Origin of the sequence: Paracoccus sp. 228 (assembly GCF_000967825.1) — a bacterium.
GTDB classification, from domain to species: domain Bacteria; phylum Pseudomonadota; class Alphaproteobacteria; order Rhodobacterales; family Rhodobacteraceae; genus Paracoccus; species Paracoccus marcusii.
In genome coordinates this window covers 239,207-254,914 of sequence record NZ_JYGY01000002.1, presented here as the reverse complement: position 1 = coordinate 254,914, position 15,708 = coordinate 239,207, and the positions used below count along the sequence as shown (strand labels likewise).

Here is a 15,708-nt window from a genome sequence, read left to right as displayed (position 1 = left end):
CTCAGGCTTCCTTGGCGTTGAAGAGTGAGCGGAACTGATCACGGACATCTGGGCCGTCGAACTGATCGAAACTGGCCATGATCCGGGCGCGCTCTTCCTGCTGCCGTTCATGCAGCACGGCGATCAAGGCGCCGATGCTCTGTGCCAGGGCGAGGTCCTGCCTGTGTCCGATCGGCTCGTGAGCGTCCATGAAGCTCTTCAGAAATGCTTGCTGGACGGAATAGTCGTTGAAGAGCCCAAGATTGTCCTGAAGACGCTTGAGGGGTTTCAGGATGGGTTTGACGGCCGCTGCCGGATAGAGAGGTGCAAAGAACTCCATGAGGTAGCGAAGCTTCTTGCAGCCAATCCGCAGCTCGTGGACCTGTTCGTCAGGCGTGTCGGCCGTGATCTCGCGGGCGATGCGACACACCTTGCGGTAGCGCATCCAGATCAGCTGACGGGCATAGTCCCCAACCGGGGCGTCTGCCCTCGGCCCCTTTCCGGGACTCCTTGTCTGGAGAAATTCAGCCTGCAGTGCCTCGATCCCAGCCTGATAACGGGCGCTGTCAAGATGGGCTGCCATGGCACGGTGCGCGTGGCGGCGCTCCTCGCGAAACATCTTGAACATCTGCTCCAACCCCTCATGCAGAGAGGAAGGCACCATCGCGAAATACTCGTCCTTGGCCAGAAGGTAGACGTCCAGATCCCGAAGCCGGCCTGTGGGAGACATCATTTCGGACGCCTTACGCTTGAATTCCGCGGTCTGTTCCTCCGGATACACGCCTTTGAAAAGGCTCAGGACTGATCTGACTTTTCGCAGGGCGACGCGGTAATCGTGCAGAAACTCCGTGTCATGATCGGCGATGACCCCGGCCTCATTCTCACGGGCCACCTGTAGATAGACCGTGATGATGTCGGTCGCTGTTTGCCATGCCGTGGCATTGTCGAGGATGGCGACATCGGGTTTCGCACTGTATCTGGGATAGTCCGGAAACAGCATCGAGGACAGCTCGGCCGTGCGAGGCGAAGGGCTAGCGGCGGTGGCCTCGAGATGTTCGCGCAGTCTTCTCATTGCTTTTTCGTATCCACGCAGCGGCTGCAGCGCGGCGATCGTCACTGTCATGCCCCTGCCGTCGGGTTTAAGCGTGATCAGGTGCGCCCGGACAAGCGTCTTCCTTTCGTCATCGGTGACCGTCAGATCCCGATGAGTGACAGTTCCGGACCCGATCCTTAGGAGACTGCGGAGAGGCGGGACATGCTTGAGGGCGGCCTTGACGGGCCCGTCTTTCAGTTCGGCCACGAACTGATCAGTCCCACCGGCCTTTTGAGCCACAAGGTCTGTGGATCCCTCCAGCAAAGTGAGTGTCCTTCCCCAGCTGAACACGAGCTGGCCAGCGGCGTGAAGGGACCCGATATGGTCGTCGAGCATGTCAAACGTCGCGTCATCGGACTGACCAATCTGAAGCGACAGATCGTCCGGCATTTCTGCCAGGTCGGCGTCGGCCAGCGCTCCCGGAAGGATGAGAACCGTTTGAGATGCCCGCTTCATGATTTCTTGCCTGCCGCCTTCTTGAGATAGCTGTCGACCAGCTCCTCGAGGATCTTCTGCACGCTCGTGTCGTCCTCAATGGCCCGTGTCTTCAGCGCCTTGAGGGTCTTGCGATGAAGCCGCAGCGATGTGTTCACCCTCTTGGCATCCTCGGATTTGGGGCTGGCAGTCTTGCTTTTCGGCATTGATGACACCCGGTAACGATGACGTCATGATGTCGTCACGGGCGGTCAGATGGCAAGACCATTTCTGATGTTAGCCCACAGATGATCTCATAGACGACGTAGCCGGAAATCTTGCAGCTTCGTCAGGTGGTGCGACAATGCCGTCTTCGTGGGCACTGTGTGCTTGCTGGAACCGTATTCAGGCACGTTCACGCAGGCGTGCGCGCTTTGAAGTTGTAGGATCCGACATTGTTACAAAACGGTAGAGAATAGGAGATATCTTCAAGAATAGAGATATGCGACCGGCACTGCTTGTCCAAGTTCGGATGGGTCAGACGCAGGTTGCTGCAATACGACAGACAAGACGGAGGTCGCGATGAACGGCGCCATGCTCACATTCGACGGTATTGCCTCTCTGTTCGGGCAGGCTGCGGTTACCGAGGATTACGTCGAGTTTCGTACCGATACGGTTTTGAGCAATGCGGAACTCAATGACCTTCACCGTGCGACGATCGAGATCGCCGGCAAGGCGGAAGGTGTGCTTGTCGAACGGACAGACCTCGCGGGCGAGATCGTCAACGGCCGCGCCGCGCGGGCCGCGCTTACGGTGACATTGCGCAGAGGCCTCTTGTCCAATCAGGCGGACGCACCGGCCCAGTAATGCGGGGCGAGACCTTCAGTCACGTCAAAACATCGAAGGTACGCTTCGAAAACCGCACAGACATGCGGGAGTCTGAAGCGACGCCTCACGCCGTAACGGCGTCGGCGACCCAGACCGCATGTAGCGACGAGAATGGGTCTGAGTTCCCGCATTGTTACCTGGATCCCAGAACGACCCATGTAAAATACATGAATGACATTTATCGGACCGAAGGTGAGTGGTTCCGGCCTGTCCAGGAACTCCGTCCTCGAAGCTCCTGGACGAAAATCGCGGATGTCATCAATGCGAATGATCCATGCTCAGGGCGATGGACCACTGCCCGCTTGCAGAGGGCAGCCCGCGCGTACGTCGCATATGGCCTGTTGTCACACGCCATCTTTGATCAGCCGAAGGCCAGGGGCATCGACGATCGCCTGCCGAAGCTGGTTCTGTCGATGCGACGCGAGAATCCCGGCATCACGCTTGCCGAGATCGGCCGGACGCTCGGCGATATGGGTGAGGCGACCCCGCGCGGTCGAAGTGCGTGGCACCCCGCCAGCGTCATGACACTTCTCGCGCGTGCAGACAGACTGAATCGGTCCAGCCCCAAATAAACGGGATTATCTATGCGGGGCTGGCGGCCTAGGTCCGGGCCTCAGCCCAGGGCATAGCCCACGCCGCGCACGGTGCGCAGCGGGTCGTCGCCGCCGTTCTTCATCAGCGCCTTGCGYAGGCGGCCCACATGCACGTCRATGGTGCGCGTGTCGACATAGATGTCGCGSCCCCAGACCCGGTCCAGCAGCTGTTCGCGCGTCCAGACGCGGCCSGGCTTYTCCATCATCGTGGACAGCAGCCGGAAYTCGGTSGGSCCCAGRTGCAGCGTCTGGCCGGCGCGGAASACCCGGTGTTCGGCGGMGTCCAGGATGATGTCCGCAAAGGTCAGCCGCTCGCCCATCGTGGCGGGGCGSGTGCGGCGCAGCTGGGTGCGCAGGCGGGCCAGCAGCTCGACCACGGAATAGGGTTTGACCACGTAATCGTCGGCGCCCGTCTCCAGGCCGCGGACGCGGTCGACCTCCTCGCTGCGCGCGGACAGCATGATGATCGGGATGTTGCGGGTCGCGGGATCGGCCTTGACCTGGCGGCAGACCTCGATGCCCGACACRCGCGGCAGCATCCAGTCCAGCACGATCAGGTCCGGCTGCTCCTCTGCCACCAGCAGCAGCGCGTCCTCGCCGTTGTCGGCCATGACSACGTCGAAACCCTCGGCCTCRAGRTTGTAATGCAGGACYTCGCGCTGTGCGCCCTCGTCCTCGACGACCAGCACGCAGGGGGCCTGGCGCGCCATCCCTCAGACCTCCGCCGCGGGGGCCACGACGCTGCTGCTTTTSGGSCGCGCCTCGTCGGGCAGRTCGCCCGTGACCAGATAGACCACCTGCTCGGCGATGGACGTCGCATGGTCSCCCATCCGCTCGACGTTCTTGGCGATGAAATGCAGGTGCATGCAGGGGGTGATGTTGCGCGGGTCCTCCATCATGTGGGTCAGGAACTCGCGGAACAGCGCGTTGTACATCTGGTCCACCTCCAGGTCGCGCTGACGCACGTCATGGGCCAGGTCGGCGTCGCGGCGGATATAGCTGTCCAGCGCGTCCTGCAGCATCCGGTTCACCGCCTGGCTCATCCGGCGCAGCGCCATGCCCGATCCGGCGATGGCGGGCATCTGGGACAGCACCTCGGTGCGCTTGGCCATGTTCTTGGCGTAATCGCCCACCCGTTCCAGCGAGGCCGAGATCTTCATCACCGCCAGCACCATCCGCAGGTCGGTYGCGGTGGGSGCGCGCAGCGCGATMAGGCGGGCGGCGTCCTCGTTGATCTGGMTCTCCATCGCGTCGATGGCCTTGTCGCGGCGGCGGACCTGGTCGGCCAGCTCCTGGTCGCGCGTGTCCAGCGCGGTCGRSGCGTCGGTGATCGCGGCCTCGACCATGCCGCCCATCTTGACGACCATCGCCTGGATCGTCTCCAGGTCGCGGTCGAAGACCGAGGAGATATGCTTGTCGCGGTTCATGTCAGGTCCTTTCGATCAGCCGATCCGGCCCGAGATATAGGCCTCGGTCCGGCTGTCCCGGGGCTTCGTGAAGATGTCGTCGGTATCACCGTATTCGACCAGGTTGCCCAGATGGAAGAAGGCRGTCTTCTGGCTGACGCGGGCRGCCTGCTGCATCGAATGGGTCACGATGACCACGGAAAACTGCGTGCGCAGCTGCTCGATCAGCTCCTCGACCTGGCTGGTGGCGATSGGGTCCAGCGCGCTGCAGGGCTCGTCCATCAGCAGCACCTCGGGGGACGTGGCCACCGCGCGMGCGATGCACAGGCGCTGCTGCTGGCCGCCCGACAGGCCCGTGCCTGGCTCGGACAGGCGGTCCTTGACCTCGTTCCACAGGGCCGCGCCGCGCAGCGAGCGTTCGACGATCTCGTCCAGCTCGGCCTTGCCGCGSGCCAGGCCGTGGATGCGCGGGCCGTATGCCACGTTGTCATAGATCGACTTGGGGAACGGGTTCGGCTTCTGGAAGACCATGCCGACCTTGGCGCGCAGCTGCACCGGGTCGATGCGGCGGTCATAGATGTCCTCGCCGTCGATGGTGATCCGGCCCGCGATCCGGGCRCTGTCGATCGTGTCGTTCATGCGGTTGATGCARCGCAGGAAGGTGGACTTGCCGCAGCCCGACGGGCCGATGAAGGCGGTGACGGTCTTGTCCAGGATCTCGACGTTCAGGTCTTTGATCGCCTGCTTCTCGCCATAGAAGACCTGCACGTCGCGTGCGGAAATCTTGATGTCCTGCTGGCTCACGGCGCTCTCCGATCGGATGGTGTCATACATGGTGGCTCTCCTGTGGGCCGATCACCAGCGGCGCTCGAACTTGCGGCGCAGRAAGATCGCCAGCAGGTTCATGCACAGAAGGAAGATCAGCAGGACGATGATGGCGCCCGAGGCGCGCTCGACAAAGGCCGGATCGCTGCGCTGCGTCCAGTTGTAGACCTGGACCGGCAGGGCGGATGCSGGATCGAACAGACCCTCGGGCGGGGCGGCGGGAAACTCGCGCACGAAGGCCACCATGCCGATCAGCAGCAGCGGCGCCGTCTCTCCCAGGGCCTGGGCCAGGCCGATGATCGTGCCGGTCAGGATGCCGGGCGCGGCCAGCGGCAGGACGTGGTGGAACACCGTCTGCATGCGGCTGGCGCCRACGCCCAGGGCCGCGTCGCGGATCGAGGGCGGCACCGCCTTCAACGCCGCGCGGGTGGCGATGATGATGGTGGGCAGGGTCATCAGCGTCAGCACCAGCCCGCCCACGATGGGYGCCGATGCGGGCAGCCCCGCAAAGTTGATGAAGACGGCCAGGCCCAGGATTCCGAACACGATCGACGGCACCGCGGCCAGGTTGGCGATGTTGACCTCGATCAGGTCGGTCCAGCGGTTCCTGGGCGCGAACTCCTCCAGATAGATCGAGGCCGCGACCCCGATGGGCACCGCCAGCACCAGCACCACCAGCATCATGTAGAGCGAACCCAGGATCGCCACGCCCACGCCTGCGGCCTCGGGGCGCTGGTCGGAGGCGTCAGCGGCGGTCAGGAAGCCTGCGTTGAACCGCGTGACCAGCAGCCCCGCCTCGACCAGTTCGTCCGCCAGCATCAGCTGCGCCGGAGAGGTGTTGGCGTCGCGCGCGGCGGTCTCCATCGTGACGCGGCCCTTGAAATAGCCGTCGATGCGGCCGTTGGCCAGGACGTTCACGTCCACCGTCTGCCCGACCAGATCGGGATCGGCCAGCACCCGGTCACGCAGTTGCGCCGAGGCATCGCGCGAGATCAGCCCGTCGATGTCGCCGCTCTCCAGCCCCTCGATCTGCAGGTCCAGGCCCGCCACCGCCGCATCCAGCGCCCGGTCCAACACCTGGCCATAGGACAGGGTCAGCACGCCGGCCATCTCGGCCGGGTCGCGGTTGCCCTTGGGGTCCAGCACCTGCGCGTCCAGTGCCACGGGGATCGACAGATAGGTCTGGCGGAAGGCGCCCGACCCGTCACGGACGATGGTGAAGACCAGCACCGCCAGCATCGTGCAGGCGATGACGATGGCCGTCAGCCCATAGGCGCGGAACCGTTTCTCGGCGGCGTTGCGGCGCCGGGTGCGCGCGTCCTGGACATAGAGCGACTTGGCGCCRGTGGCGCGGGGATGATCGGTCATTCGTACTGCTCGCGATACTTGCGCACGATGATAAGCGCGATGACGTTCAGGCCCAGGGTGATGACGAACAGCGTCAGTCCCAGGGCAAAGGCCACCAGCGTCTCGGGCGASGAGAAGTCGTTGTCGCCSGTCAGCTGGCTGACGATCTTGACCGTGATGGTGGTCATCGCCTCGAACGGGTTGGCGCTGATCGTGGCGGCGGCGCCCGCGCCCAGCACCACGATCATCGTCTCGCCGATGGCGCGGCTGGCGGCCAGCAGGATGGCGCCGACGATGCCCGGCAGGGCTGCGGGCAGCACGACGCTGCGCACCGTCTCGGAGGGCGTCGAGCCCAGGCCCAGGGCGCCGTCGCGCAGGCTCTGGGGSACCGCGTTGATGATGTCGTCGGACAGAGAGCTGACGAAGGGGATCAGCATGATCCCCATGACCAGCCCCGCGGTCATCACCGACGACCCGGAATTKCCCAGGCCCAGGGGCTGCGCGATCCAGTCGCGCAGCATCGGCCCGACCGTCACCAGCGCGAACAGGCCATAGACGATGGTCGGGATGCCGGCCAGCACCTCGACCGCGGGCTTGGCGATGCTGCGCAGGCGGGGGCTGGCATATTCCGACAGATAGATCGCCGCCAACAGGCCGATGGGCACCGCCACCAGCAGCGCGATGAAGCTGATGTACAGCGTCCCCCACAGCAGCGGCAGCATGCCAAGGCGCGAATTGCCCTCGAAGCGCGGCGACCAGACGGTGCTGAAGAAGAAATCGGCCAGGCTGTACTGGCGGAAGAAGCTGATCGTCTCGAAGATCAGCGACAGGACGATGCCGACGGTGGTGGCGATGGCGATCATCGAACAGAAGATCATCAGGCCCAGCACCATCCGCTCGACCGAATTGCGCGCACGAAACCCGCGGCCGGCCCGCGTCACGGCCCAGCCCAGGCCCGCGACCGCGGCGGCCAGTGCCAGCAGCCCCGCGACGGGGCCCGACGCGACAGGGATCACCCCGGACATCCGCAGCCCCGATGCCAGGATCAGCACCACCAGCGCGGGCAGCATCACCGCAAGGGCGGCGTTCATGCCGTGATAGGCGGGGCGGCTGTGCAGGGTGCGCACGTCCTGTGCGGCGGTCGCATGGGCGCGGCTGCGGCCCAGAAGGAATCCGGCCACGGCCAGCAGGATCGCGGCAAGCAGGGCCCAGGACATTGGCATCTGGCAACCTCGGGTGGATGGGTCAGGGGGAATGTCCGACCGGCGCGGCGCACCGGTCGGACGGGTGCATCACTGCATGGTGGTCTCGTCGGCCACGGCCTGCTGGACCGATGCCAGCTCGGGGTCCGACACCAGGCCATAGGCGGCCAGCGGACCGTCCGGTCCCGCGATCGCGTCCGAGACGAAGAATTCGGCGAATTCCTTGACGCCCGGGATGACGCCGATATGCGCCTTCTTCACATAGATGAACAGCGGCCGCGACACCGGGTAYTCGCCCGAGGCGATCGTCTCGGTCGAGGGGGTGACGCCKGACATGGTCGCGACCTGCAGCGTGTCCRTGTTGTTCTCGTAGAAGGACAGGCCGAAGACGCCGATKCCGTTCGGCGACGACCCGATGCGGGCCAGCGTCTCGGTATAGTCGCCGTCGATGTCGACCGACCGGCCGTCGGTGCGCAGCGTCATGCAGGCGGCCTCGGCCTCCTCCTCGCCCAGCTCGGCGGTGAACACCTCCAGCGCGCCGCTGTCCTCGCAGCCCTGCGCGATCACCTTCTCGTCGAAGACCTCGCGCGTGCCGTGACGGGTGCCCGGCACGAAGGCCAGGATCTCCTGGTCGGCCAGTTCGGGGTTCACCTCGGCCCAGCTGGCGGCGGTGTTGTCGACGATCGCGCCGTCGCGCACGACCTTGGCCGACAGCGCGTTGAACCAGTCGGCGGGGGTGAAGGCRAARCTKKYGCCCGACTGCGCGCTGGCRAAGACGATCCCGTCATAGCCGATGCGCACCTCCATGATGTCGGTCACGCCGTTGGCGGCGCATTCCTCGAYCTCGCTGTCGCGGATCTGGCGGCTGGAATTGGCGATGTCGATGGTGTTCTCGCCCACGCCCTCRCARAAGCGGCGCAGACCGGTGGACGATCCGCCCGATTCGATGACCGGGGTGCCAAAGTCGGTGTTCTCGCCGAACAGCTCGGCCACGATGGTCGAATAGGGCAGCACGGTCGACGAACCCGCGACCTGCACCTGTTCGCGCGCGGCAGCTGCGGTGGCGGTCAAGGCCAGGACGGACAGGGCCGAAGCGGTCAGGCCAAAGGTCTTCATGCGTCTTCTCCTCAGGAGGTGATCGTTGCCCGGCGTGCCTACAGCAGTTTTGTGACGGTCATACGCAATCCGTGTGACAGTTCTGCGACAGCGCCCCGGCCGGCGGGCCGATCATCCCGGGGTGACGCGCACCTCTCCCAGGGTCGGGTCGCTGCGCCGCGCGGCCATCTGCAGGCGGGCCAGCAGATGCGTGCGCACATAGGTGGCGTGGAACCGCGACGGCGCGACCAGATGTAGGACGCCCCCCTGCCCTTCCGCCGATGACAGGGCCGCGAACCAGGCGTCGAACAGCGCCGGGTCCTCGTCGCGCAGCCGCGCGCGGATCAGCGGCCAGACCCCGTCCTGACCGCTCTCCTCCCCGGATGTGCCGTCGGGGCGGCGGAACGGGACGACGTTCGGCGGGTCGCCCGCCTCGTGTGCCTCCTCTCCCATGCGGGCGGTGAAATCCTCGCCGATGTTGGACCAGTCCGCTCGCGTGTCCAGCAGGATGCGTTCCAGGCCCAGGCCCAGCACGGACACGCGGCCCCGCGCGCCCTGGCGCTTGACCACGATCCAGCCCGCTTCGCGCAGCCGCGCCATGTCGCGCTTGACGGTGCGTTCGTCCACGCACCACAGTCGCGCGATCTCGCGCTGGCCCATGGTCAGCTCGTCGCGCTGCCAGTTGTAGCGGGTGGTGATCAGCGCCATCAGGCGCAGCACTAGGCGCTGGCGCTGCGGATCGCCCGCCAGCGCATGCGCCATCATCGCGGACAGCAGGTCGTATTTCCGTGCCGCGGCTTGCCTGCCGACGGGTCGCATCACCTGCATCTCATTCCTGCCCGCCGGTCGCCCGGCACCCTGCCCCGGCCGCGCCGAGATCTTGTGCCGTCCCAAACGCCTTTCGCCACTCTGCAGGCATTAGCGTCCTGAAATGCGATTCTGTCAAGTAGATCGCCCGTTCTCGGGCGGAAGGATCCAAAGGCAATCTTGAATCAGGGTATCAATGGTATAGCGGGACATCCTATGCGTCCCCTATTCCGGCGCCCGTGTCCCCCAATTGGCAGGGGTTCGACGGATCATGTCCCCCAATATCCGCCCCCTGCCCCGCCAGGTCGTGGCCTCCGCGCCACCTTGGCGCGCGGTGATTCGCCAGCAGGCGCTGGATTTCCGCATTTCGTGCTATCAGTGAACAAGGCTTTTGCCAAAAGCGCAAATCCGGCGTAAAAGCAGGAACAGAAGCAATCAGCGTCCTTGGAAACCGACACAACATGTATACGCACGACGACCTTGCCCGTCTGCAGGCCCAGTCCCTCAAGATGCAGGGCTGGATCCGCCGCCAGACCTTCAGCCCCGCCAACGAGAAGACGCTGCGCCGCTTCTCCTCCTGGGAGGTGGCCGAGCTGATCTTCCGCATCAACCAGTCGACCTTCCGCGGCAAGCTGGCGGCGGACCCGAACCTTCCCCTCGGGGAAGTTGAGGAGGACGGGCGCCAGCGCTGGTTCAGCCTGGAGGAGGTGAACGAGCTGCGCCGCCGCATCCGCGTGGGCAAGAAGTCCCTGATGCCGCCCCGCCCCGCCGGCAAGCGCGCCTTCCGCGCGGCCATCGCCAACTTCAAGGGCGGTGCGGGCAAGTCGACCGTAGCGCTGCACTTTGCCCATGCGGCGGCGCTGGACGGGTACCGGGTCCTGGTCGTCGACTTCGACCCGCAGGCGACCCTGTCCCATTCGATGGGCCTGAATGACGTGGGTGAGGATCACACGGTCTGGGGTATCATGGCGCGCGACCTTGAGCGCGAGACCGACCGCATGAACACCGCCACCGCCGGGGCCGAGACGGGGACCGCCCTGCCCCATCGCAAGCTGCCCGCGTCGATCCGCGACATGGGTCTGGGCACGCTGCGGCCCGCGGACTTCATCAAGCCCACCGCCTGGCCCACGATCGACATCGTGCCCAGCTGCGCCAACGCGGCCTTCGTCGAGTTCGCCAGCGCCCAGTACCGGCACCTGAACCCGGAATGGACCTTCTTCGGCGCGGTGTCGCGGTTCCTGGACAGCCTTGCGGACGATGCCTATGACCTGATCCTCTTCGACTGTCCCCCTGCCATCGGGTACCAGTCGATGAACGCCGTCTTTGCCGCCGACATGCTCTATATCCCGTCCGGCCCAGGCTACTGGGAATATGACAGCACCACCAGCTTCATCGGCCAATTGGCCGAGGCGTTGGAGGATCTGTCCCATGGGTTCGAGAACTTCCCCACGGGGAAGATCAGGTTGCCCAAGGCATTCACCGACATCCGGTTCCTGATGACGCGATACGAGCCGTCGAACGAGTTGCACCAGGCGATGTTCGCGGCCTTTCGGCAGGTCTTCGGGGATCGGCTGGCGCAGAACCCGATCGAACTGACCCGCGCGGTCGAGCAGTCGGGCCGGTTCCTGTCGTCGATCTATGAGATCGATTACCGAGAGATGACGCGGGGGACGTGGCGCCGGGCACGGGCGACCTTCGATCAGGCCTATGAGGAATTCCGCGGCCACGTGCTGACCGCCTGGACCGAGCTGGAGGACGCGCAATGAGCCGCAAGCGCCGGATGTTCGACATCGACATCCCCGAGGACGACGCCGAGACCGGCTTCCCCGCGGGGAAGGTCCAGCCCGACGGGCGTCGCGGCCCCATGGCTGCCGCCATCAGCGAAACGGCGGAATCGACCCGCGACCGCGCGGTCATCGAGGCGCAGATCCGCGCCGAGAACGATGCCTTGGCGCAGGAGCATGTGCGGCTGAAGCGGGCAGGGCTGATCACCGACCTGATCCCGCTGGACATGATCGACACGACCAAGCTGATCCGCGACCGCAAGCCGGTCGCCGATTTCGACATGGCCGAGCTGGTCGCCTCGATCCGCGACATCGGCCTGTCGAACCCGATCCGGCTGGAGCCGTCCGAGGGTGGGCGATACGAGCTGATCCAGGGGTGGCGGCGGCTGTCGGCCTATCGCCAGTTGCTGGAGGAGACGGGCGATGCCGATGCCTGGGGCCGGATCCCCGCGGGCATCGCCGCGCGCGGGGATCAGCTGGAGGCGCTGTACCGCCGCATGGTGGACGAGAACCTGGTGCGCAAGGACATCTCTTTTGCCGAGATGGCGCAGCTGGCGGTGCATTACGCGATGGACCCGCTGACCGCGGAGAACGATGCGGAAAAGGCCGTGGCGATCCTGTTCCGGTCGGCGGGCTATCAGAAGCGCAGCTATATCCGGAACTTCATCCCGCTGGTCGAGCGCTTGGGCGAGGTGCTCATGTATCCGCAGGAGATCCCGCGCGCCCTGGGCCTGTCGCTGTCGCAGCGGCTGGAGGAGGTGCCGGGCCTGGTCACGGCCATCCGGACCGAGCTGAAGGACTGGGACACGCGGTCGATCACCGACGAGCTGGCCGTGCTGCGCCGCTATGCGGGGCAGGGGGGTGAGGCGCTGCCCGAGGGGCCCGCACCGCGGACCGCCCAACCCGCACCGCCGTCGACCGCCAAGGCCAAGACGACCTTCCAGCTTGCGCGCCCGCAGGGCAGCGCGAAATGCACCGCCGCCAATGGTCGCCTTGAGATCCGCCTGCCGCGGGACTTTTCGACCATTGACCGACGCAAGCTGGAGGCCGCGGTGGCCGCCATGCTGGACCAGATCGAGTGATCTTCCCCGCGGGGAAGGGCAGGGGCCCTTTCCCGCGGCCAGCACCTTCCCCGCAGGGAAGGTTCGACACAAGCCATTGATATATATACATATAGAACACCTACCTGACGCTGTGTCGATGTCTGTTGCAGATCGTGCAATCCCGTCGTAGCACCAAAGCCGACCCCCACGGTATCAAGGCGCCCGGCATGCCCCCCAGTGATTCCCCGATGCGCGGCATCGCGTTGAAATGCATCAGCGTGACCGTGTTCACCCTGATGGCCGCACTGATCAAGGCGACCGCCGACAGCGCCCAGATCCCGCCGGGACAGCAGGTGTTCTTTCGGTCATTCTTCGCCCTGCCGGTGATCCTGGGCTGGCTGGTGCTGCGGTCGGAACTGCGGGTCGGCCTGCTGACCGCGAACCCGATGGGGCACCTGTATCGCGGGCTGGTCGGGACGACGGCGATGGCGCTGAACTTCTGGGCGCTTGGCCTGCTGCCTTTGCCCGAGGTGACGGCCATCGGCTTTGCCGCGCCCTTGCTGGTGGTGGTGCTGGCCGGAATGTTTCTGGGAGAGAACGTCCGCGCCTTTCGGCTTGGCATGGTCGGGCTGGGGCTGGCCGGGGTGCTGATCGTGCTGTCGCCGCAGCTGCAGGCGGGGACAGCGGGCGACCCCTTGCGGATGCTGGGCGCGGTCGTGGCGCTTGGCGGGGCAGGGGCCGCGGCCCTGGCGCAGATCTTTGTCCGCCAGCTGGTCCAGGTCGAGCGGACATCGGCGATCGTCTTCTGGTTCTCGGTCACCTCGACGGGGCTGTCGCTGCTGACGCTGCCCTTCGGGTGGGTGATGCCGGGGGCCTGGGTGCTGGCGCAGCTGGTCACCACGGGGCTGCTGGGCGGGCTGGGGCAGATCCTGCTGACCTCGGCCTATCGCCATGCCGATGCGTCGGTGGTGGCGCCGTTCGACTATGTCGCGATGATCTGGGCGGTGGCCCTGGGCTGGTACGTCTTCGGCGAGGTGCCAAGCGCGGTGGTGATCGGCGGGTCCGGCCTGGTGATCCTGGCGGGCATCCTGATCATCTGGCGCGAACACAGCCTGGGGCTGGAACGCCGCCGTCAGCGCAAGGCCACGCCCCCGGCCTGAGGCGCCGACAGGCTGCCCACCACGGCGACCAGGTCGCGGAAGCGTTCGCCCTGGACCAGCACGTGATCGGTCATCGCCTGCGCCGCGCCGCAGGCGTCGCCTGCCGCGATGGCCGCGGCGATCTGGCGGTGTTCGGCCAGGGAATTGGCGACGCGCCCCGGCGATTGCAGCTGCCGGCGGCGATAGGGTTGAAGCACCGCCTGCAGGCGCAGGGTCTCGGTTTCCAGAAAGGCGTTGTGGGCGGCGCGATAGATCGCCTGATGGAAGGCGGTGTTTTCGGCATAGTACCGGTCGGGGTCGTGGCGCGCGCCTTCGCAGGCGGTCAGGGCGGTGTCGATGCGGGCCAGGTCCTGCGCATCGGCGCGCCGGCAAGCCAGCCGTGCGCAGAAGGATTCCAGCTCGGCCATCAGCTCGAACCGGTCCATCAGCTCGGGCACGCCCAGCTTGGCCACGAAGGTCCCGCGTTTGGGCTGCACGATCAGCAGGCCCGACGCCTCCAGCGCCTGCAGCGCCTCGCGCACCGGGGTGCGCGAGCAGCCATAGTCGCGCGCGACCTGGTCAGGGTCGATCTGCTGGCCGGGGGTCAGGCGGCCGTCCACAATGGCGTTTTCCAGGGCAAGGCGGATGCGCTGTGCGGTGGGAAGGGTCATGTCGGCACCTGTTCTGTCCTGCATTTCACCGCAGCGGTTGCGAAAAGTCCATCATCGCCGTTGTTGTATACAACAGAAGTGAATCAGTGTATATCACGGCGGGGGAGGATCATCATGGGCAAGCAGAGACTGGGATTCCTGTCGGACTTCGTCGAGGCGATCACGCGGCGCAAGCGTAGCGGCGAGGCCGAGACGCTGAAGGCGCTGGCGCGCCCCGCATCCGAACGCGCGCGGGTGGCCTGTGCCGTGCTGATGGGGCGGATCGGGGATGCGGCGCGGGTGGCGGTGGCCGAGCAGGCGCTGTCGGCCTATGCCGAGCTGGACGCCGAGGAGCGGCTGGCATTCTTTCGCAGCCTGCGCGACGATCACGGCGTGGATGCCGACGCGATCCGGGCGGCTTATGCCGCGTGGGACGCCCTGCCCGATGCCGCGGGCGTCGCGCATCTGTTCGAGGTGGTCGAGCCTGCCCGCCAAACCCTGCTGCGCCGGCTGAACATGGCGCCCGGCGCCACGCTGCGGCTGGTGCGGATGCGTCAGGACCTGCTGGCCGCGATGCGCACCGACCCCGATCTGGCGCCGATCGACCAGGATTTCGCGCATCTGTTCGCCAGCTGGTTCAACCGCGGCTTTCTGACCATGCGCCGGATCGACTGGAACGCGCCCGCCGCGATTCTGGAAAAGCTGATGGAATACGAAAGCGTCCACCAGATGCAGGGCTGGCCGGACCTGAAGCGACGGCTGGCCGACAATGACCGCCGTCTGTATGCGTTCTTCCACCCCGCCACCGGGGACGAGCCGCTGATCTTCGTCGAGGTCGCGCTGACCCAGGGCATGCCCGACGCGATCGGCCCGATCCTGACCGCGCCGGATGCGCGCGAACCGGCGGCGGCGGACACGGCCGTCTTCTATTCGATCAACAACAGCTTGCCCGGGTTGAAGGGTGTCAGCTTCGGCAACTTCCTGATCAAGCAGGTGGTGGCGCAGCTGTCGGCGGACCTGCCCGAGCTGCGCTGCTATGTGACGCTGTCGCCGGTGCCGGGCTTTGCCGCGTGGCTGGCCACGCAGGACGACGCGGCAGAATTGCGCGGCGCGTTGGCCGGGGGCTGGGACGATGACGCGGTGGACGCGCTGCGCCCGCAGGTCCTGGCGTGGGGCGCGCGCTATATCGCCCAGGCCAAGGCGCGGGGCGGGCTGCCCGCCGATCCGGTGGCGCGGTTCCACCTGGGCAACGGGGCCTGCGCGCATCGGCTGAACTGGCCCGCCGACCTGGCGCCCTCGGCGCTGAAATCGGCGCATGGGCTGATGATCAACTATCTGTACGAACTGGACCGGATCGAGGACCGGCACGAGGCCTTCGTGCGCGACGGCGAGGTGGCGCTTGGCGCACAGATCGCCGAGGCGCTGAAGGCGTGACGACATTGA

At 66.1% G+C, this 15,708-nt stretch carries 16 protein-coding genes; 6 read left to right on the top strand and 10 right to left on the bottom strand.

The features are described from left to right. Position 1: 1 nt before the first annotated feature. Together SY26_RS06585 and SY26_RS06580 are read right to left on the bottom strand one after the other, a co-directional pair. Positions 2-1,528, bottom strand: a complete 1,527-nt coding sequence (locus SY26_RS06585) for a CHAD domain-containing protein (RefSeq protein WP_045999865.1) — start codon at positions 1,526-1,528, stop codon at positions 2-4. Next, on the bottom strand, positions 1,525-1,665 hold the full coding sequence (locus SY26_RS06580; RefSeq protein ID WP_232303289.1) for a hypothetical protein: 141 nt from the start codon (positions 1,663-1,665) through the stop codon (positions 1,525-1,527). The genes SY26_RS06585 and SY26_RS06580 overlap by 4 nt, the downstream gene beginning before the upstream one ends. 403 nt (positions 1,666-2,068) lie before the next feature. Here SY26_RS06580 and SY26_RS06575 point away from each other — a divergent pair, with 403 nt between their 5' ends. Then, positions 2,069-2,353, top strand: coding sequence for a hypothetical protein (locus SY26_RS06575; protein ID WP_045999863.1), 285 nt, complete (start codon positions 2,069-2,071; stop codon positions 2,351-2,353). A gap of 188 nt (positions 2,354-2,541) precedes the next feature. Further along, positions 2,542-2,946 (top strand): hypothetical protein, encoded by a 405-nt coding sequence (locus SY26_RS21840; protein WP_157020431.1) that lies wholly within the window; start codon positions 2,542-2,544, stop codon positions 2,944-2,946. 41 nt (positions 2,947-2,987) lie between these two features. Here SY26_RS21840 and phoB read toward each other — a convergent pair whose 3' ends face one another. The 7 genes from phoB to SY26_RS06535 all read right to left on the bottom strand — a co-directional run bounded on the left by phoB (position 2,988) and on the right by SY26_RS06535 (position 9,670). Beyond that, a complete protein-coding gene (gene phoB, locus SY26_RS06565) occupies positions 2,988-3,677 on the bottom strand; it encodes a phosphate regulon transcriptional regulator PhoB (RefSeq protein WP_045999862.1) in 690 nt (229 codons plus the stop codon). 3 nt (positions 3,678-3,680) lie between these two features. Next, positions 3,681-4,394, bottom strand: coding sequence for a phosphate signaling complex protein PhoU (gene phoU / locus SY26_RS06560; protein WP_045999861.1), 714 nt, complete (start codon positions 4,392-4,394; stop codon positions 3,681-3,683). A 15-nt stretch (positions 4,395-4,409) separates the two neighbouring features. Beyond that, a complete protein-coding gene (pstB, locus tag SY26_RS06555) occupies positions 4,410-5,207 on the bottom strand; it encodes a phosphate ABC transporter ATP-binding protein PstB (RefSeq protein WP_045982988.1) in 798 nt (265 codons plus the stop codon). 21 nt (positions 5,208-5,228) lie between these two features. Then, complete coding sequence (gene pstA / locus SY26_RS06550) at positions 5,229-6,566, bottom strand: phosphate ABC transporter permease PstA (protein ID WP_045999860.1); 1,338 nt, start codon at positions 6,564-6,566, stop codon at positions 5,229-5,231. Continuing rightward, positions 6,563-7,768, bottom strand: a complete 1,206-nt coding sequence (pstC, locus tag SY26_RS06545; RefSeq protein WP_045982990.1) for a phosphate ABC transporter permease subunit PstC — start codon at positions 7,766-7,768, stop codon at positions 6,563-6,565. The genes pstA and pstC overlap by 4 nt, the downstream gene beginning before the upstream one ends. Before the next feature lie 69 nt (positions 7,769-7,837). Next, a complete protein-coding gene (locus tag SY26_RS06540) occupies positions 7,838-8,863 on the bottom strand; it encodes a substrate-binding domain-containing protein (protein ID WP_045999859.1) in 1,026 nt (341 codons plus the stop codon). A 111-nt stretch (positions 8,864-8,974) separates the two neighbouring features. Beyond that, positions 8,975-9,670 carry a DnaA N-terminal domain-containing protein gene (locus SY26_RS06535; RefSeq protein WP_045999858.1) on the bottom strand — a complete coding sequence of 232 codons (696 nt, stop codon included), beginning with the start codon at positions 9,668-9,670 and terminating at the stop codon, positions 8,975-8,977. 440 nt (positions 9,671-10,110) lie between these two features. On the opposite strand from SY26_RS06535, the gene SY26_RS06530 reads away from it, so the two are divergent. The 3 genes from SY26_RS06530 to SY26_RS06520 all read left to right on the top strand — a co-directional run bounded on the left by SY26_RS06530 (position 10,111) and on the right by SY26_RS06520 (position 13,636). Continuing rightward, positions 10,111-11,415 (top strand): AAA family ATPase, encoded by a 1,305-nt coding sequence (locus tag SY26_RS06530; RefSeq protein WP_045999857.1) that lies wholly within the window; start codon positions 10,111-10,113, stop codon positions 11,413-11,415. Then, on the top strand, positions 11,412-12,515 hold the full coding sequence (locus SY26_RS06525) for a ParB N-terminal domain-containing protein (RefSeq protein WP_045999856.1): 1,104 nt from the start codon (positions 11,412-11,414) through the stop codon (positions 12,513-12,515). Before SY26_RS06530 ends, SY26_RS06525 begins: the two co-directional genes overlap by 4 nt. 188 nt (positions 12,516-12,703) lie before the next feature. Further along, positions 12,704-13,636 carry a DMT family transporter gene (locus tag SY26_RS06520; protein WP_045999855.1) on the top strand — a complete coding sequence of 311 codons (933 nt, stop codon included), beginning with the start codon at positions 12,704-12,706 and terminating at the stop codon, positions 13,634-13,636. Here the strand turns inward: SY26_RS06520 and SY26_RS06515 are convergent. Further along, positions 13,609-14,286 carry a GntR family transcriptional regulator gene (locus SY26_RS06515; protein WP_045999854.1) on the bottom strand — a complete coding sequence of 226 codons (678 nt, stop codon included), beginning with the start codon at positions 14,284-14,286 and terminating at the stop codon, positions 13,609-13,611. The genes SY26_RS06520 and SY26_RS06515 overlap by 28 nt on opposite strands. 114 nt (positions 14,287-14,400) lie before the next feature. Here SY26_RS06515 and SY26_RS06510 point away from each other — a divergent pair, with 114 nt between their 5' ends. Continuing rightward, positions 14,401-15,699, top strand: coding sequence for a malonyl-CoA decarboxylase domain-containing protein (locus SY26_RS06510; protein ID WP_045999853.1), 1,299 nt, complete (start codon positions 14,401-14,403; stop codon positions 15,697-15,699). The last annotated feature ends 9 nt before the right edge of the window (positions 15,700-15,708 follow it).